The sequence below is a fragment of the Stenotrophomonas sp. S49 genome (genome assembly GCF_016624905.1).
Lineage (GTDB): Bacteria > Pseudomonadota > Gammaproteobacteria > Xanthomonadales > Xanthomonadaceae > Stenotrophomonas.
Map to the genome: position 1 here is coordinate 61604 of NZ_JACVUD010000007.1, position 17848 is coordinate 79451.

Annotated in this window: 12 protein-coding genes; 5 read left to right on the plus strand and 7 right to left on the minus strand. The window is 66.7% G+C overall.

Features of this window, described 5'->3' with window-relative positions:
• The first annotated feature begins 73 nt into the window (after positions 1 to 73).
• On the plus strand, positions 74 to 550 hold the full coding sequence (locus IAE58_RS02875) for a hypothetical protein (RefSeq protein ID WP_200734971.1): 477 nt from the start codon (positions 74 to 76) through the stop codon (positions 548 to 550).
• A 114-nt stretch (positions 551 to 664) separates the two neighbouring features.
• Here IAE58_RS02875 and IAE58_RS02880 read toward each other — a convergent pair whose 3' ends face one another.
• From IAE58_RS02880 to IAE58_RS02900, 5 genes are all read right to left on the minus strand, one after another.
• The gene (locus IAE58_RS02880) at positions 665 to 2854 is read right to left on the minus strand and encodes a TonB-dependent siderophore receptor (protein WP_199932269.1); all 2190 of its coding nucleotides are present in this window, start codon (positions 2852 to 2854) and stop codon (positions 665 to 667) included.
• Positions 2855 to 3142: 288 nt separating this feature from the next.
• Positions 3143 to 4840, minus strand: coding sequence for a malate dehydrogenase (quinone) (mqo, locus tag IAE58_RS02885; RefSeq protein ID WP_199934668.1), 1698 nt, complete (start codon positions 4838 to 4840; stop codon positions 3143 to 3145).
• Positions 4841 to 5012: 172 nt separating this feature from the next.
• Positions 5013 to 5459: a GNAT family N-acetyltransferase gene (locus tag IAE58_RS02890; RefSeq protein ID WP_199934667.1), complete on the minus strand. Its 447-nt coding sequence runs from the start codon at positions 5457 to 5459 to the stop codon at positions 5013 to 5015.
• Between the two features lie 85 nt (positions 5460 to 5544).
• Positions 5545 to 6129 carry a hypothetical protein gene (locus IAE58_RS02895; RefSeq protein WP_199934666.1) on the minus strand — a complete coding sequence of 195 codons (585 nt, stop codon included), beginning with the start codon at positions 6127 to 6129 and terminating at the stop codon, positions 5545 to 5547.
• 373 nt (positions 6130 to 6502) lie between these two features.
• Positions 6503 to 7408, minus strand: a complete 906-nt coding sequence (locus IAE58_RS02900) for a LysR family transcriptional regulator ArgP (protein ID WP_108748911.1) — start codon at positions 7406 to 7408, stop codon at positions 6503 to 6505.
• Positions 7409 to 7545: 137 nt separating this feature from the next.
• Here IAE58_RS02900 and IAE58_RS02905 point away from each other — a divergent pair, with 137 nt between their 5' ends.
• Together IAE58_RS02905 and IAE58_RS02910 are read left to right on the plus strand one after the other, a co-directional pair.
• On the plus strand, positions 7546 to 8181 hold the full coding sequence (locus IAE58_RS02905; RefSeq protein ID WP_199934669.1) for a LysE family transporter: 636 nt from the start codon (positions 7546 to 7548) through the stop codon (positions 8179 to 8181).
• 172 nt (positions 8182 to 8353) lie between these two features.
• Positions 8354 to 10339, plus strand: a complete 1986-nt coding sequence (locus tag IAE58_RS02910) for a prolyl oligopeptidase family serine peptidase (protein WP_199934665.1) — start codon at positions 8354 to 8356, stop codon at positions 10337 to 10339.
• A 24-nt stretch (positions 10340 to 10363) separates the two neighbouring features.
• Here the strand turns inward: IAE58_RS02910 and IAE58_RS02915 are convergent, their stop codons facing one another.
• Entirely contained in the window at positions 10364 to 12118 is a 1755-nt protein-coding gene (locus IAE58_RS02915) for an oligopeptide:H+ symporter (protein ID WP_199934664.1), read from the minus strand.
• Between the two features lie 7 nt (positions 12119 to 12125).
• Complete coding sequence (locus tag IAE58_RS02920; RefSeq protein ID WP_200734972.1) at positions 12126 to 13298, minus strand: heparan-alpha-glucosaminide N-acetyltransferase domain-containing protein; 1173 nt, start codon at positions 13296 to 13298, stop codon at positions 12126 to 12128.
• Between the two features lie 201 nt (positions 13299 to 13499).
• On the opposite strand from IAE58_RS02920, the gene IAE58_RS02925 reads away from it, so the two are divergent.
• Together IAE58_RS02925 and IAE58_RS02930 are read left to right on the plus strand one after the other, a co-directional pair.
• Complete coding sequence (locus IAE58_RS02925) at positions 13500 to 15464, plus strand: oligopeptide transporter, OPT family (protein ID WP_199934750.1); 1965 nt, start codon at positions 13500 to 13502, stop codon at positions 15462 to 15464.
• 243 nt (positions 15465 to 15707) lie between these two features.
• Positions 15708 to 17786, plus strand: a complete 2079-nt coding sequence (locus IAE58_RS02930; RefSeq protein WP_199934751.1) for a S9 family peptidase — start codon at positions 15708 to 15710, stop codon at positions 17784 to 17786.
• Positions 17787 to 17848 lie beyond the last annotated feature (62 nt).

A 17848-nucleotide genomic window follows, 5' to 3' on the forward strand; every position in this document is an offset into this window, starting at 1 on the left:
TGTTTTCGCCCATGCCTTGTACGCTCGGTCTTCTTCACCGGCATCGACCGGCCGTCCACAGGGGGACACGCGCATGGATCCTGGGAATCTGGTTGCCGGCATGGCACGCACGCGCCGGGTGGTCCGCGCATTCGCCTTCGGCCTGCTGGCGCTGTACGCGCTGGTTCTGCTGGTTAGCGAGGCGATCAGGGGCGAGCCGCCCGTGCTGTGGGCCTGGGGCCTGCCGGCGCTGTTCGCAGGCATCGCAGGGTTCAATGCCCGCCGTCTGCTGGCCCGCCCTGATGAGGTGCGCGAGCGTGCGCGCGTCGATCAGGTCCTGCAGACGTTGTCATCGCTGGACACCGATGCGCGTGCCGCACGCCTGTCGCGACTGAAGCGCCGGATACTGATCGGCGGTGTTTCAGTTGCAGCCAGCGTCGCCACATTGCTGCTCATTCCCGCCGATTACCCGCGTGCGGTGGCGTGGACCTGGCTGTGGCTGTTCGTCAGTGCGTTCATGACCTGGGCCTACTGCGCCGGATTCCTGCTCGTCCGCCGCTGGCGGCGGTGAATTTCCGCCGGGCATGGCCCGGCGCTACCTCTGGTCTTGACCCAGACCATGGGCCTCTACATGGCGGGGTCAGAGCCCTTTCCTGCGGAAAGGGATCCGACCCCGGTGCCTGGCTCAGAACTTCCAGCGCAGGCTGGCGGCCACGAAGCGCGGTTCGCCGTAGTTGTTGTAGTCCAGGTTGGCCCAGTAGGTCTTGTCCAGCGCGTTGCGCACGCTCAGCGTGGCCGTCCAGTTGTCGCTGATGCGGTAGTTGGCGTTGAACTGCAGCAGTGCGTAGGCCGGCTGGTTCACCGTGACCGTGCCACCCAGCGGGTAGGGAATGTTGTAGCCCTGCACCTTGCTCTGCCACTGCACGCCAGCACCCACGCTCAGGCGTTCCAGTGCGCCGCGCAGGCGCAGCTGGGTGTTGATCTGCAGCAGGTCTTCGGCGGGGTTGGCGTACAGCAGGTCGGTGGCCGCGCGGGTCACCTTCACGTGGGTAAAGCCGGCGTTGACGGTCCAGCCCGGCAGGATCTCGCCGTTCACGTCCATTTCCCAGCCACGCGCCTTGGTGCCGTTCACGCCTATATAGGCCGAGCTGCCATCGCTGAGCGAACCGTCCGGCACGCTCATGTCGCGCACCGCGTAGTTGTCCTGCTTGGCCTCGAACACCGCGGCATTGGCGGTCAGGCGGCCGTCGAACCACTGGGTCTTCAGGCCCGCTTCCAGGTTCGAACCCTGCACCGGTGCCAGCAGGTTCTCGTTCTTGTCCTTGTAGTTCTGCGGATTGAAGATTTCGGTGTAGCTGGCATACGCAGAGACATTCGGGGTGATGTCGAAGACCAGGCCCACGTACGGGGTCACTTCATCGCTCACCTTGTAGGCGCCGCTGGTGCCGGTGTAGGTGCCGGCCGCGTTGAACGCGCGGGTACGGGTTTCCCAGCGGCTCAGGCGTGCGCCGGCAATCAGCGAAAGCGGCTCGGCCAGGTGCAGGCGTGCGGCCAGGTACACACCGCTCTGGGTGGTCTTGGCCACGCGGCGCGCACCGGTACGGGTGTAGGTCACTTCGGAAATATCGCCGTTCCAGTCGTACACGTTGGGAATGTAGTAGCAGCGTTCGTTGCCGCAGCGGGCCCAGTCGGTCGGGAAGTTCAGCGTGGTGGTGTTGGTGGTCGCTTCCAGGTCGGCCCACTGCGCGCCGAAGGTCAGGTCGTGCTGCTGGTTGAACAGCTCGAACGTGCCGGTCAGGTAGGCGTCGATGTTGCGACGGGTGTCTTCGGCATCGCCGGCGGCGGCGCGCAGGAAGATGCCCGAACCGGTGGCCGGGTTCGGGTTGCCGGTACCGTACAGGCGCACGTTCTGCACGTTGCCGCGGGTGTAGGCGGTGTTGATCTTCAGCAGCCAGTCGTCGCCGAAACGCTGTTCCAGGTTGGCGAACACGGTGCTGGTCTCGCGCTGCCAGTAGCTCCACTTCGGCGACAGGTTGGTCGAGCGCGGCAGGTGGGCGAAGTTGCCCTGGCTGTCGAAGAACGGCACGGTGCCCCAGGTGGAACCCACCGGGTTGTTGTCCTGGGTCTGGTAGCCCAGGGTGACCGTGGTGCTGTCGGTCACATCGCCTTCCAGCACGGCCATGCCGGCCATCTTGTTTTCTTTGTAGCGGTCGTAATAGAAATCACGATCGGTGTAGGCGGCGACCACGCGGCTGCGGAAGCGGCCGTCGCTGGTCAGCGGCGCGTTCACGTCCGCTTCCATGCGGCGGTAGTCCCAACTGCCGGCACTGACTGCGAACGAGGCATCGAACTCCTTGCCCGGGCGCTTGCGCAGCAGGTTCACCGTGGCCGAGGGCACACCGGCGCCACTGAGCAGGCCGTTGGCACCGCGGATCACTTCTACGCGGTCGTAGAAGGCGGTGTCGTATTCCTGGTTGGTCGAGCCGCTGTAGGTGGGAATGCCATCGACCTGGAAGTCGGTGATGGCGAAACCGCGCGCGTAGTACAGCGGGCGCTGGGTGTCATAGAAGGACACGCTGACGCCGGTCACGTTGCGCATCACGTCGTTGATGCTGAACAGCGATTCGTCCTGCAGGCGCTGCAGGCCGATCACGGTGGACGACTGCGGGGTTTCCTGCAGGGTGATCGGCAGGCGCGTGGTGCTGGCCGGGGCGGCCTTGTCGGCACGCACGCTCACCTTGTCCAGGGTCTTGGCGTCGGACGCATCAGCGCCGGCATCGGCGGCGAACGCCGAGGGCGCCGACAGGATCAGGACGGACAGCAGCGCGGCCGACAGCGGCGCGCGGCGGGGCAGGCGGGAAGCGTAGAGGGACATGGAGGGCTCGGGGCGGGAAGGGAAAGGGCGGGCGGCAACAGTCATCCGGCACGCGAGCGGCGGCATCGGGCGGGGTCAGGTCCATCTGCGGGAGGGCGCAGGTCAGTTGCGCGGGGTGCAAATGTAAATCGTTATTAACAACATTACAATTCGTGATGCGCGCCAGGATCCGACCCCGGGGTCAGAGCCCTTTGCCCCGGCAAAGGGCTCTGACCCCTTCCCGGCGCACAAACGCGAACGGCCACCCGAAGGTGGCCGTTCGTTTCTACTGCATGGGAAATGCCTGGCTTACAGCGCCTGCAGTTCCTCGTTGGCGTTGCGCTTTTCCTTCGCCGCCGCCGGGGCCGGCGTGGCAGCCGGCACGGCTGCCGGGGCGGCCGCAGCATCGGTCGGCACTTCCAGGTAGGGAAGGTGCAGGGTCTGGCTGGTCAGCGTACGGATCTCGTTGGTCAGCGCCGCGCTTTCATTCAACTTGCGGCCGTACGACGGCACGATCTCGCGCAGGCGGGCTTCCCAGCCGGCCTTCATCTGTTCCGGGAAGGCCTTGGCCATCAGGTCCAGCATGATCGGCGGCGAGGTCGACGCGCCCGGCGAAGCACCCAGCAGCGCGGCAATGGTGTGGTCCTTGTCGGTCACGATCTCGGTACCGAACTGCAGCACCGGGCCCTTCAGCGGGTCGCGCTTGATGATCTGCACGCGCTGGCCGGCGGTGATCAGCTTCCAGTCGCCCGGCTTGGCGTTGGGGAAGTACTTCACCAGCTCGGCCTGGCGATCGGCGTCGTTCAGGCGTGCCTGGGCCATCAGGTACTGCACCAGGTCCAGGTTGTCCTTGCCCACTTCCAGCATCGGGCCGACGTTGTTGTGGTTCACCGACGAATACAGGTCCCACCACGAGCCGTGCTTCAGGAACTTGGTGCTGTACAGCGCGAACGGGCCAAACAGCACCACCGGCTTGCCGTCCAGCTTGCGCGCATCCAGGTGCGGCACCGACATCGGCGGCGAACCGGTTTCGGCCATGCCGTAGGCCTTCACGCCATGGCGCGTGGTCACGTCCTGGCCCTGGAAGGCCAGGAACTGGCCGCCCACCGGGAAGCCGGCGTAATCCTTCGATTCGGGAATGCCGGACATCTGCAGCAGCTTCAGCGCGGCGCCACCGGCACCGATGAAGACGAAGCGGGCATGGGTGGTGGCTTCGGTGTTGGCCTTCAGGTCCTTCACCGTCACGTTCCAGCTCTTGTCGGCGTTCTGCCGCAGCGCGCTCACTTCATGGTTCAAGTGCAGCTTGAAGTTCGGGCTGCGCTGCAGGCCGGCGGTCAGCTGGCGGGTGATCACGCCGAAGTTGACGTCGGTGCCCAGTGGCATCCAGGTGGCGGCCACCTTCTGCTTCGGGTCGCGGCCTTCCATCAGCAGCGGGGCCCACTGCTTGATCTGCGCCGGATCTTCCGAGTACTGCATGCCGTAGAACAGCGGGTTCTTCACCAGCGCCTGCTGGCGCTTGTGCAGGTAGGCGATGTTGTCATCACCCCAGACGAAGCTCATGTGCGGGGTCGGGTTGATGAAGTCGCTGGGCTGGCTCAGCCGCCCTTCCTTCACCTGGTGCGACCAGAACTGGCGCGAGACCTCGAAGCTTTCGGCAATGCCGACCGCGCGCTTGGTCTCGATGCTGCCATCGGGCAGTTCCGGGGTGTAGTTCAGTTCGGCGAAGGCCGAATGGCCGGTGCCGGCGTTGTTCCAGCCGTCCGAGCTTTCGTTGGCCACGCCATCCAGGCGTTCATAGACCTGGATGTTCCAGTCCGGCTGCAGTTCCTGCAGGTAGGTGGCCAGGGTGATGCTCATGATGCCGCCGCCGACCAGGACGACGTCGACGGGTTTGTCGTTGCTCGCCGCCGGCACCGAGCGCTGGGTCAGCGGCCAGTACAGGAACAGCGCGGCTACCAGCAACAGCAGCACGAGCAGGGCGAGAAGGGCCTTGCCAAATTTCTTCATGGGGGTGACTTATGGCGTGGGGAAGGGGTTCAGGATGCGCGCCGGGTAGGGAAAGGGCGTGAAGAAACAACGCCTTGCAGCATCCAGGAGGCGGATTTTAACCCTTTCGGGTCCGGATTTGGTGCAACGCAGCATCCGGCCGCCCTGGCGCGGTAGCGCCAGGCCATGCTCCTCAGACCAGCTCCAGGATCTCGTCCCCGGCCTCGTCCACGTCGCCGGTGGCTCGCCAGCCCAGGTGACGGTAGAACCCGTACGAGCGCGAGCGGGGATCGGCCGAACAGGCCAGGAACAGCCGGCCATGCCCGGCAGCGCGGGCAAGTTCGATCACTTCCTGCAGCAATCGCTGGCCGATGCCGCGGCCCTCGTAATCCGGCAGCAGGGCCAGTACCAGCACTTCGCCACTGTCACGGTCGGCGAAGCCATAGCCGACCAGGGTGCCGTTGTCTTCGGCGATGTGGCCGATGAAGTCGCCCTGTGCAATGCCCTCGGCCCAGCTGTCCGCGGTGATGCCCAGCTCGGCCAGTTGCGCCGCACTGAAGGCGTTCTCGCGGGTTCGCCCGCGCAGGTCGATGCAGGCGGCCGCATCATCGGGCCGGGCGGGGCGGTAGTGGATCGTCATGTCTGTTCCCTTGGTAGCGCCGGGCCATGCCCGGCGCAGGCATTGGCCACGAACGGTAGCGCCAGGCCATGCCTGGCGGATCCCTTCAATCACTGCCAATGGTGAAGTATTCCGCCGCGAAATAGACCACCTGGTAAACCAGCGCCACCGCGGCCAGCAGCACGTGCGCGCGGGCGCTGCGCAGGTTCCAGCCCAGCACGCAGACCACCAGCATCAGCGCCGAATGCAGCGGATAGGCCTCGCCCAGCAACTGCCAGCGGCTGCGCCCCTTGATCGCCGTGTCCACCAGATCCAGCAGCGTCAGCACCGCGATCACGCCGAAGATCCAGCGCCGGCGCTGCAGCAGGTAGCGGCCGTAACTGCCGTAGTCGCGCAGGTCGTCGGGAAACAGCAGCGCGCACAGCAGGAACCAGGTTGCGCTGTAGGCGATCACGAACAGATAGGTTTCAAACGTCCAGCGGTGCACTTCGATCAGGCGGAATTGCCACCACCAGAACGTGACCAGCGACACCAGGGTCCACGCTACCCAGCACAGGTGCAGGGCTGAACAGCCGCGGCGCTGCGGGTGCTCGATGATCTGCGCCAGCCCCTTCAGCAGGGTGGTGATCGACAGGCCCAGGATGATGCCCAACACCACGCGGATATGCAGGAACAGCGGATCGGTCCCCATCGCCCAGCCCCTCAAGGTCGGTTGCCGCGATGCTGGCACAGAACAAGGCCCCGCAGAACGGGATCCGACCCCGGGCCGTTCCAACAACTCGCGGAAAACCATCGAAGGCGGGGTGGGTCCGGTTGCGGGGGCGTGAGCGCCATGGATGGCGCGACCGAGGCTACATGGGTGAGGGCGCTTTGCTTGCGAAGCACTGCTTCGCAAGCGCCCGAACGCCTAGCCGCCAGCGGCTGGGCCGGGCCCCGGAGGGGGACTTGCGCCGTCCCCCGCAACCGGACCCATCCTGCCTACCCATGGATAGCACGCTGTTGCTGTTGCTCCGGCTCCGGCTCCGGCTCCGGCTTCTGCAGGTGCAGGGCGCAGCCCTGCCGCCTCAGCGCTTCCGCCGCACCAGTGCGGTCGATGCGTCCAGCACGGCGCGGGTCAGCAGGGCCATGGTCTGCACATCGCCCTTCCAGTGCTGCCAGTACAGCGGCACGTCTTCCCAGGCGCGCTGGCGCACGTAGACCAGGCGGCCGGCATCCAGGTGCCGCTTCACCAGCGGCAGTGGGTTCATGGTCCAGCCCAGGCCGCCCAGATTGGCCTGCACGAACGCGCGGGTGGAGGGAATCCACCAGGTCGGCGCGGTGCTGGGCAGCTCGTCGCCGGCCATTCGCCGAGCAAAACGGGCTTGCATGTCGTCCTTGCGGTTGAACACCAGTACAGGCGCCTGCGCCAGCGCCTGCGCGGTCACGCCCTTGGCGAAATGCTGGTCGCGGAACTCCGGGGTGCAGGTGGCGGCGTAGCGGATGCTGCCCAGCGCATGGATCTGGCAGCCCTGCACTGGTTCGTCCAGCGTGGTCACCGCGCCCAGCACCGTGCCTTGGCGCAGCAGTTCCACGGTGTGGTCCTGGTCTTCCACGCGCAGGTCCAGGGTGGTGCCGGTGCCCTGGGCAAAGGCGTGCGCAGCTTGCGGAAACCAGGTTTCCAGGCTGTCATGGTTCACCGCCACCGGAATGCTGGCCTGCGGCAGGTCCTCGTCGGCCAGGCCCATGCGGTGCAGCGCGTCGTGCTCCAGCAGGGCGGTCTGTTCGGCCAGCTGCACCAGCAACTGGCCTTCGGCGGTAGCGGTGGCCGGGGTGCCGCGCTTCACCAGCAGGCGGCCGATGCGGTCTTCCAGTGCCTTTACCCGCTGCGAGATGGCCGACGGGGTGACATTGAGCGCCTGCGCGGCGCGGTCGAAGCTGCCTTCGCGGATCACCGCGGCCAGGGCCCGCAGCTGGGCGTGATCGATACGCATCCGATTAAGCTCCGCTAATGTTGGTTAAGTAAGTTTAGCTCGTCTTCTTCATGTTGCGGCGCGACAATAGCGCCCATTCCGGTGCTGTCCGCCTTCGCGAGGCACCGTCCCCCCAGCAAGACAAGGCAGTGAATCCCATGTTCCCGGTCATCTCCGCCAGCACCGGCCTCGGTGCCTGGTTCTCTGGTGCAGCCACCGGCATCGGCCTGTTCGCCGTGGTCGGTGCCCAGAGCGCCTTCATCCTGCGCCAGGGCATCCTGCGCAAGCACATCGTGCCGGTGGTCGCCACCTGCGCGGCCATCGATGCGTTCTTCATCTTCGCCAGCGTGGCCGGCCTGCGCACCCTCACCACGGCGCTGCCGTGGCTGACCACCGCGGTGCTGTGGACCGGCGTGGCCTTCCTGGCCTGGTATGCCATGAAGTCCGCGCGCCGTGCCTTCGCCGGTGGCGGTGGCATGGGCGAGGCCGACAGTGACGACGGCAGCCGCCGTGCGGTGCTGATGGCGGCAGTCGGCTTCTCGCTGATCAATCCGCACTTCTGGCTGGACATGATGGTGATTGGTTCGATTGCCGAGAACTTCGGCAATGCACGCATGGCGTTCGCCGCCGGCGTGGTGACCGCCAGCTGCCTGTGGCTGACCGCGCAGGGCCTGGGCGCGCGCCTGCTGGCACCGCTGTTCACCAAGCCCAGCACCTGGCGGGTACTGGACGGCACCATCGCCGTGATCCTCAGCATCCTGGCCCTGACCCTGGCGGTGCGCGGGGTCCACTGACCCACCGCGCACGCCCCCCGAACCCACGTCCTGACTCTCTCTCCAAGGTAGTGGCCATGGCGGCACCGGCAACGGTGCCGTCTTTTTTTTGTCGCCGCCAGCACTGGCGGGCGGGAATCGGCCGTGCCTAGAATCGACGATGCGGACAGGGTGTCCGCTTCAAGGGGGAAGGATGCGCAAGTGCTTGCTGGCTGCCCTGGTTGCAGCCGTGCTGTTGCCGGGGAAGGCAATGGCGGTCGATGTGGATGCGTTCGTGCGCCAGGAGGCGTTCGGCGATCTGAAGATTTCACCCAGTGGCCAGTACTACGCCACCACCGTGCCGGGTGAGGATTTCACCGCGCTGGCGATCCTGCGGTCATCGGACAATTCGGTGGTCAGCAGCATGCGGCCACCGAGCAACAACCACGCCACCGATTTCCATTGGGTGAACGACTCCCGCCTGCTGATCGGCGTGGCTGAAAAGTTCGGCAGCCTGGACGAGCCGTCGCCCACCGGCGAGCTGCTGTCGATGAACGCCGAAAGCGGCCGTACCGAACTGCTGGTGGGCTACCGGGTAACCAGCAACGGGCCGGGCACGCGCATTCAGCCGAAGAAGGTGGAGGCCATCGCTGCCTTCCTGTCCGACGACCTGCCGGACGACGACCGCAACGTGGTGATCGCGGTGTGGCCCTTCAGCGAAGATCCCTACACCCGCGCCGAGCGCCTGGACGTGCAGAGCGGCAAGCGCGCCACGGTGGCCCGTTCGCCGGTGCGCCGCGCCGATTTCACCACCGATGCGCAGGGCCAGGTGCGCTTTGCCCACGGCGCGGGCACGGACAACGTCAACAAGCTGTACTACCGCGCGGCCAACGGCGCCGATTGGGCGCTGGTGAACGATGAGAGTGTGTCCGCACGCATCGAAACCGCGATTGGTTTTTCCGAAGACGGGCAGCTGGCCTATCTGAAGAGCGAGCAGTCCAGCGGTCCCGATGCCATCGTCAGCTGGAATCCGCAGACACGTGAGCGCAAGACCGTGCTGCGCGACGAGGTGGTTGATCCGTACCGCATCATCGTCCGTCCCGGTACCCGCATTCCGGTCGGCGCGCTGTACCTGGGCGACACCCCGCGCACGCGTTTCTTCGACGAGACGTCGGCCGATGCGCGGCTGTACCGCAGCCTGGAGGCGGCGTTCCCCGGCCAGGCGGTGTTCATTACCTCCAGCACCCGCGACGGCAACAAGGTGCTGGTACGCGTCTGGTCTGGCTCCAACCCCGGCGACTTCTATGTCTACGATATTGCCGCGCGCAAGGCTGATTATCTGATCAGCCGCAGCGACTGGATCAACGTGGAGAAGACCGCGACGGTCAAGCCGTTCAAGCTGAAGGCCCGCGACGGCCTGCCGCTGCACGGTTACCTGACCGTGCCGCATGGCAGCGACGGCCGTAACCTGCCGATGGTGGTCATGCCGCATGGCGGGCCGCTTGGCATCTACGACGATGGCAGCTACGACCGCGAAGCGCAGATGCTGGCCGCGGCCGGTTACGCGGTGCTTCAGGTCAATTTCCGTGGCTCGGGCAACTACGGCCGTGCCCACGGCCAGGCGGCCGCCGAGCAGTGGGGCAAGGCCATGCAGGACGACGTGACCGATGCCACCCGCTGGGCGATCAGCCAGGGCGTGGCCAACAAGGACCGCATCTGCATCTATGGCGCCAGCTACGGCGCGTACTCGGCCATGATGGGCGCCGTGCGCGAACCTGGCCTGTACCAGTGCGCGGCCGGCTACGTGGGGGTGTACGACCTGCCCATGATGTTCAACCGCGGCGACGTGCAGGACCGCAAGTCGGGCATGACCTACCTGCGCGAATGGTTGGGCGACCCGGCCAAGCTCGGCGCGGTATCGCCGGTCAACCTGGCCGCGCAGATCAAGGTGCCGGTGTTCCTGGCCGCCGGTGGCGAGGACAAGCGCGCGCCGATCCAGCACACCGAGCGCATGGAAGCGGCGCTCAAGCGTGCCGGAACGCCGGTTGAAAGCCTGTACTACAAGACCGAAGGCCACGGCTTCTACACGCTGGAACACAAGCGCGAGTACTACGGAAAGCTGCTGGCCTTCCTGTCGCGCAGCCTGGGCGGCGCCACGGCCAGCGCCAGCGTGCCGGCGGACAAGGGCAAGGCGCCCTGAGTCTGGCGGCACGGATGCACGGGGTCATTTGACCCCGTGCATCATCCGCTTCAGCAGCGGGGCGGCAACGAAGGCCGCCACCGCACAGCCCAGGCCGATCCACATCAGCAGCCAGAACAGGTGCGCGTAGGCTCCGGCGGCGGCCACCATGTCCAGCGCTTCGCCTTCGGGCACCTCGATCGCCGCCAGCTTGCCGAACAGCGCGGCCAGCGTTTCTGAAAACGCGGTGGCCAGGAACCAGGTGCCCATCATCAGGCTCATCACCCTCGGCACGGCCAGCTGGGTCACCGCCGACAGGCCGACCGGCGACAGGCACATTTCTCCGCTGGCCAGCAGGAAGTAGGCCAGCACCAGCCACCACACGCTGGCCATTTCACCGGTGGCGCCCACCTGCTGTGCGGCCAGCGCCAGCGGTACGAACGACAGCGCACCAATCACCAGGCCCCAGGCCGATTTCACCGGCTTGCCCGGCTCCCAGCCGCGGCGGTCCATCCAGGTCCACAGTGCGGCGAAGGCCGGCGCCAGCAGCACCAGGAACAACCCACCCAGGTAGGTGAGCGAACCGGCGGTCTGCGGAATCACCAGGCAGTCGCGCACCAGCAGCACCAGCATCAGCGCCACGATGGCAATGAAGAACGCACGCGGTGCGTTGGAACCCGGGCGGCGTTCGGCCAGGCGCGCGCTGACCACGAAACCCAGCGGCGCCAGCAGCAGCGACACGATTGACCACGGTAGCGGGGTGCCATCGGTGATCACCAGCGCCGGCACGATGTCCTTGGTCAGCAACCGGTCGGTGAAGGTGACCCACGACCCGTACGACTGCTCGTACATCGTGAAGAACACCAGGGCCATGAAGATCAGCACCATCAGCGCGATCATCTGCTGGCGCTGCACCGGCGTGCATTTGGTGCCGGTGAACCAGGCGAACCAGACCAGCACGCTGCCCAGCACCACCAGCATCAGCATCAGCGCCAGGCTGATTTCACCGCCCAGCGCGAAGGCGCCGTTGCCGGCGGCCCACATCAGCCAGGCCACCGGCAGCACACCGACCACCGCGCACAGATAGATCAGCCACTCGCGCGGCAGGCCCAGCACCTTCTCCTTCAGCGCCGCCGGCTGCGGCGGCTCGGCGTGGCCGTGCAGGTACTTCTGCCCCCACAGGAACATGGCCAGGCCGGCCAGCATGCCGATGCCGGCCGCGCCGAAGCCGTACTTCCAGCCGTAAGCCTCGCCCAGGAAACCGCAGACCAGCGACGAGAACAGCGCGCCCAGGTTGATGCCGGCATAGAACAGCGAGAAGCCCGAATCGCGGCGCGGGTCGTCCTTGGGATAGAGCTTGCCGACGATGGTGGAAATGTTCGGCTTCAGGAAGCCCACGCCCATGATGATCAGCGCCAGCGACAGATAGGTCACCGCCAGTGCCGAGGTGTCGCGCACGACTTCGCCGTTCACCCGGTACGCCGCGTGGCCTTCGAAGGCCATGCCCAGGTGGCCCAGCACCAGCAGGATGCCGCCGAACAGCACCGCACGGCGCATGCCCAGCCAGCGGTCGGCCAGCATGCCGCCGAACACCGGAATGCAGTACACCAGGCCACCGTAGGCGCCCAGCAGGTCCAGCCCGGCCTTGTCACCGAACAGGTGGTACTTGGTCAGGTACAGCAGCAGCAGCGCCTTCATGCCATAGAAGGAAAAGCGCTCCCACATTTCGGTGAAGAAGCAGACGTAGACGCCCTTGGGGTGGCCCAGGAAATCGTCGGAAGCAATCGCGGTGGAATTCATCGGCGGATTATAGGCGCGTGCCGCAGGCACGCGCCGGGTAGCGCAACCACGCCAGATCGCGCCGGCGCGCCTTGAACCGCCCGAACGCGCGCGTGGCCGGGTACAGCGCCACCGCCAGCGCACAGGCCACCAGCAGCAGGCCGGCCACCGAATCCAGCGCGTACAGGCTGCCGTGGGTCGGCCCCCAGATCGCCAGCGCGGTCAGGTACATCAGCTTCAGCACATACAGGTGCAGCAGGTAGAAGAACATCGGTGCGGCGCCAATGTCGGCCAGCGGCTGCAGGGCGCGGGCCAGCGGCGGCCACTCATACAAGCGCAGCAACAGCAGGCCGACGCCCAGGGTCAGCAGCAGGAACTGCAGCGACGGCGGGTACTTGGTCACGTTGAACACACTCATCCAGGTGCGCAGCGCGCTGTCCTGGTGCTGCCACGGCGCTTCGCCATAGCCGTTGGCCAGGCGCAGCAGGGCGAACGCCGCCAGCGCACCCAGCCCGGCCCACAGCAGCCAGCGCTGGCGCTGCGCCGGGTCGCGGTCGCGGGCGAACCACGGCCCCATCAGATAGCCCAGGGCGATCACCCCGATCCACGGCAGCAGCGGGTAGGAGGTGCGCAGGCGCATCACCCCGGCATCGATCCAGTCACGCTGGTGCAGCACCTTCCACAGCACCGCCAGCACGCCGTTGCCTTCCACCCGCACCCCATCGAACAGGTTGTGGCCTGCCACCAGCAGCACGCCCAGCACCAGCAGGGCAGGGCGCGGCATCCACAGCAGGCCGGCCAGCGCGATCATGCTCAGCCCGATCGCCCAGATCACCTGCAGGTACAGGGTGTCCGGCGGGAACTGGAAGGTCCAGGCGAAGCTCACCAGGGTCAGTTCCAGCACCACCAGGAACAGGCCGCGCTTGAGCAGGAAGGCCGCCGTGGCCCGGCGCGGGTCGGCCTGGCGCTGGCCGTACAGCCACGCCGACAGGCCGGTCAGCAGCACGAACACCGGGGCGCACAGATGGGCCAGCAGGCGGCAGGCGAACAGAGCCGGCGAGACCGTGGCGGCATCCATCGGGTCGCTCACCTGGTACTGCAGGAAAAAGGTCTCGCGCACGTGGTCCAGCAGCATCAGCAGCATCACGGTGCCGCGCAGCTGGTCGATGGAGGCCAGGCGGGGGGAGGGGGAAGAGGCCATGCGGGGAAAGGGAACAAACGATTTGGATAGGATATAACATATCGTTTGCCTCAGTCCCAACGGGGTTTTGCCGGTTCGGCCCGTTGGCGGTACCGACGACCGTGGCGGACGCTGCAGCAGGCGCCCCCATCCTTTGGCACGCTGGACTTGCCGCCCCCTGAACGCTAGCGTGCAAGGGATTTTTTGCCAGCAGGGGCTTCCATGAACCACGACGCTGCGCCCAAGCAGCTCACCTTCCGCGCAGTGGCCCTGGCCATCGTGCTGGCGGTGGTGCTGTCAGCGGCCAACGCCTACCTCGGTCTGTTCGCAGGCCTGACCATCGCCACCGCCATTCCCGCCGCGGTCATTTCCATGGGCGTGCTGCGCCTGCTGGGCGGTGGTTCCATCCTCGAAAACAACATCGTGCAGACCGGCGCCTCGGCCGGTTCGTCCATCGCCGCCGGTGTCATCTTCACCATCCCGGCGCTGGTCATCATGGGCTACTGGCCCGACTTCAAGTACTGGTGGGTGCTGGGCATCGCCGGGCTGGGTGGCCTGCTGGGCGTGCTGTTCTCGGTGCCGCTGCGGCGTTCGATGATCGTCGAAGACCCGCTGCCGTTCCCGGAAGGCAAGGCCGCGGCCGAGGTGCTCAAGGCCGGTGAGAATCCCGGCCCGGGCCTGAAGATCCTGGGTCTGTCGGCCGTCATCGGTGCCTTCGTGAAGCTGGCCGCCGCCAGCGGCATGCGCTTGATTCCCGATGCCTGGGCCACCTCGGCCTACCTCGGCAGCTCCAAGATCACCGCCTTCATCGGCACCAACCTGTCGCCGGCCCTGCTGGGTGTGGGTTACATCGTCGGCCTGAACGTGGGCATCGTGGTGGTGTCCGGTTCGATCCTGTCCTGGCACATCGCCATTCCGCTGTACCAGGCATTCTTCACCCAGACCGATCCGGGCCTGGCCAGCGCCATTGCCGGCGCTTCGTCCACCGATGCGGCGTTCGCCATCTGGAGCGCGAAGATCCGCTACCTGGGCGTGGGCGCCATGCTGATCGGCGGCATCTGGACGTTGATTTCGCTGCGCAAGTCGCTGCTCAGCGGCGTCAAGAGCGGCTTCGCCGCCGCCCGCAAGAGCGGTGGCCCGGCGCTGGCGCACACCGAACGCGATCTGCCGATGAAGTGGATGCTGGTGGCCCTGGTGGCCTTCGTGCTGCCGCTGCTGGCCCTGTACCAGGCCATCGTCGGCCAGTGGCACGTGTCCATTCCGATGACCATCATCATGATCGTCGCCGGCTTCCTGTTCGTGTCGGTGTCGGCCTACCTGGCCGGTCTGATCGGTTCGTCCAACAACCCGGTCTCGGGCATCACCATCTCCACCATCCTGTTCGCTTCGGCGGTGCTGGTGGTGCTGCTGGGCGCCGATGGCCTGAAGCCGGTGGGCGTGGGCCATGCGCCGCTGGGCGCGGTGGCCGCCATCATGATCGGTGCGGTGGTGTGCTGCGCCGCCGCCGTGGGTGGCGACAATCTGCAGGATCTGAAGGCTGGCTACATCGTTGGCGCCACCCCGTGGAAGCAGCAGCTGATGCTGGGCATCGGTGCGTTCTCGTGCGCGCTGATCATGGCCCCGGTGCTGAACCTGCTGGCTACCGCTTACGGCATCGGCGCGCCGACGGCCGAACACCCCAATGCGCTGGCCGCACCGCAGGCCAACCTGATGGCCTCGGTGGCCAAGGGGCTGTTTGGTGGCGAACTGCCGTGGACCTTTATCGGCATCGGTGCCGGCGTGGGCGCGCTCATCATCGCCTTCGACAGCTGGCTGAAGTCGCGCAACGCACGCTTCCGCGTGCCGGTGCTGGCGGCCGCCATCGGCATCTACCTGCCGCTGGAACTGATGGTGCCGATCTTCCTGGGCGGCCTGATCGCCCACTTGGTCGAGCGCTTCCACAAGGTGCGTGCCGACGATGAAGAAGGCCGCGACCGCGTGCACAAGCCGGGCGTGCTGTTCGCCGCCGGCCTGATTACCGGCGAAGCCCTGATGGGCATCGCCATCGCGATTCCGATCGTGCTCAGTGGCGAGGCCGACGTGCTGGCCGCACCGTTCTCGCTGCCGGGCGCGCAGTGGATCGGCCTGGCCGTGCTGTTCCTGGTCGGCTGGTTGATCTACCGCACCGGCAAGCGCGCGCAGGCTTGATGCCCGAGGGGTCGGATCCCTTCCCGCAGGGAAGGGCTCTGACCCTGGCTGGCAGCGTCTGGGTTCAGAGCCGATTCCTGCGGAATCGGATCCGACCCCGGTGCCCCCCACAGACCCCGCTTCGGCGGGGTTTGCTGTTTCTGGCGGCGGGATCGGCGCTGGCCGGCAGGCATGACCGATGGCCTTGGCAGCCCCGCCCGCACAGGCCTACCATCGGTTTTTTGCCGTCCTGCGGAGACCCCGATGAAACTGCGTCATGCCCTGCTGCCACTGAGCCTGCTGGCCGCCCTGCCCAGCGTTGCCGCTGCCCGTGGCCTGGAAGTCCGCGACATGGTGGCCATGGATCGCGTCTCCGCCCCGGTCCTGACCGCCGATGGCAGCACCGTGGTGTTCGCCAAGCGCAGCACTGACGCCGCGCTGAAGTCCAGCACCGCCCTGTTCGCGCGCAACCTGCGCACGCGTGATGCAGCCCCGCCGAAGCAGATCACTCCGGCTGGCTGGAACGTCAATTCGGCTTCGCTGTCGGCTGATGGCCAGACCGTCTATTTCCTCAGCGCCAAGAACGGCAGCCAGCAGCTGTACGCGCAGCCGATCAGCGGCGGCACTCCGCGCCAGCTGACCGACTTCCCGGTGGACGTGGACAGCTACCACGTCTCGCCGCAGGACGACCGCGTGCTGTTCAGCGCCGGCGTGTTCCAGGCCTGCGCGTCCGACCTGGCCTGCACCGAAAAGAAGCTGAAGGACGTGGCCGGCGCCACGGCCAGCGGCAAGGTCTTCGATTCGCTGTTCGTGCGCCATTGGGACACCTGGAACGACGGCCGCCGCAACACCCTGTTCGTGGCCCCGCTGCCGGTTGCCAAGGGTGGCCCGGTGAAGGGCGCCTCGGCACTGAGCGCCACCATTGATGGCGACGCGCCGTCCAAGCCGTTCGGCGGCAATGACGATTTCACCTGGTCGCCCGATGGCAGCAGCGTGGTCGCCAGCATCCGCGTGGCCGGCAAGCAGGAGCCGTGGTCGACCAACTTCGACCTGTACCGTTTCGATGCCGCCGGCAAGCAGGCGCCGGTGAACCTGACCGCGTCGAACCCGGCCTGGGATGCCGGCCCGGTGTTCAGCGCCGACGGCAAGACCCTGTTCTACCGCGCCATGAAGCGCCCGGGCTTCGAAGCCGACCGCTTCGGCCTGATGGCGATGGATCTGGCCAGCGGCAAGACCCGCGAGATCGCCCCGCAGTGGGACCGCTCGGCCGGTGAAATCAACCTGTCCGCCGATGGCGCCAGCATCTACACCACCACCGACGACCTGGGCGAACACCCGCTGTTCCAGATCGACGTGGCCAGCGGCAAGGCCACCAAGGTCATCGGCGATGGCACCGTGTCTTCGGTCAGCGTGGCCGGCAACAGCGTGGCCATCACCCGCAACAGCCTGAAGAGCAACGACCAGGTGCTGGTCGGCCTGCTGCCGGCGGCCGGCGAAGCCATGGGCCCGCTGCGCGCGCTGACCCCGGCTGCCGGTGAAGTGCTCAAGGACGTCAGCTTCGGCGACTACGAACAGTTCGAGTTCAAGGGCTGGAACAACGACACCGTGTACGGCTACGTGGTCAAGCCGCACAACTACCAGGAAGGCAAGTCCTACCCGGTCGCGTTCCTGATCCACGGCGGCCCGCAGGGCAGCTTCGGCAACGGCTGGAGCTACCGCTGGAACCCGCAGACCTACACCGGCCAGGGCTACGCGGTGGTCATGATCGACTTCCACGGTTCCACCGGCTACGGCCAGGCCTTCACCGATGCGATCAGCCAGCACTGGGGCGACCGCCCGCTGGAAGATCTGCAGAAGGGCTGGGACGCGGCGCTGAAAAAGTATTCCTTCCTCAACGGTGACAAGGCCTGTGCGCTGGGTGCCAGCTACGGCGGCTTCATGGTCAACTGGATCGCCGGCAACTGGAACGGCCCGTTCAAGTGCCTGGTGAACCACGATGGTGTGTTCGACCAGCGCATGATGGGCTATGCCACCGAAGAACTGTGGTTCACCGAATGGGAGCAGGGCGGTACCCCGTACCAGAAGGCGGCCAACTACGAGAAGTTCAATCCGGTCAACCACGTGGCCGACTGGAAGAAGCCGATCCTGGTCATCCATGGCCAGCAGGACTTCCGCATTCCGGTCGAACAGGGCCTGGCCGCGTTCACTGCCGCCCAGCGTCAGGGCATCGAATCGAAGTTCCTGTACTTCCCGGACGAAAACCACTGGGTGCTGAAGCCGGCCAACAGCATCCTGTGGCATGACACCGTCAACGCCTGGCTGAAGCAGCACATCGGCAACTGATGGTTGCAGCGCCCCCCCTAGGGGGGGCGCGTTGTTTTCCCCCCGGAGGTGGCCCGCCGTGG

Coding starts and splice junctions, on each gene's coding strand:
- IAE58_RS02875 (WP_200734971.1), top strand. CDS start 74: ATGGATCCTGGGAATCTGGTTGCCGGCATGGCACGCACGCGCCGGGTG.
- IAE58_RS02895 (WP_199934666.1), bottom strand. CDS start 6,129: ATGGGGACCGATCCGCTGTTCCTGCATATCCGCGTGGTGTTGGGCATC.
- IAE58_RS02900 (WP_108748911.1), bottom strand. CDS start 7,408: ATGCGTATCGATCACGCCCAGCTGCGGGCCCTGGCCGCGGTGATCCGC.
- IAE58_RS02930 (WP_199934751.1), top strand. CDS start 15,708: ATGAAACTGCGTCATGCCCTGCTGCCACTGAGCCTGCTGGCCGCCCTG.
- IAE58_RS02925 (WP_199934750.1), top strand. CDS start 13,500: ATGAACCACGACGCTGCGCCCAAGCAGCTCACCTTCCGCGCAGTGGCC.
- mqo (WP_199934668.1), bottom strand. CDS start 4,840: ATGAAGAAATTTGGCAAGGCCCTTCTCGCCCTGCTCGTGCTGCTGTTG.
- IAE58_RS02920 (WP_200734972.1), bottom strand. CDS start 13,298: ATGGCCTCTTCCCCCTCCCCCCGCCTGGCCTCCATCGACCAGCTGCGC.
- IAE58_RS02890 (WP_199934667.1), bottom strand. CDS start 5,459: ATGACGATCCACTACCGCCCCGCCCGGCCCGATGATGCGGCCGCCTGC.
- IAE58_RS02915 (WP_199934664.1), bottom strand. CDS start 12,118: ATGAATTCCACCGCGATTGCTTCCGACGATTTCCTGGGCCACCCCAAG.
- IAE58_RS02910 (WP_199934665.1), top strand. CDS start 8,354: ATGCGCAAGTGCTTGCTGGCTGCCCTGGTTGCAGCCGTGCTGTTGCCG.
- IAE58_RS02880 (WP_199932269.1), bottom strand. CDS start 2,854: ATGTCCCTCTACGCTTCCCGCCTGCCCCGCCGCGCGCCGCTGTCGGCC.
- IAE58_RS02905 (WP_199934669.1), top strand. CDS start 7,546: ATGTTCCCGGTCATCTCCGCCAGCACCGGCCTCGGTGCCTGGTTCTCT.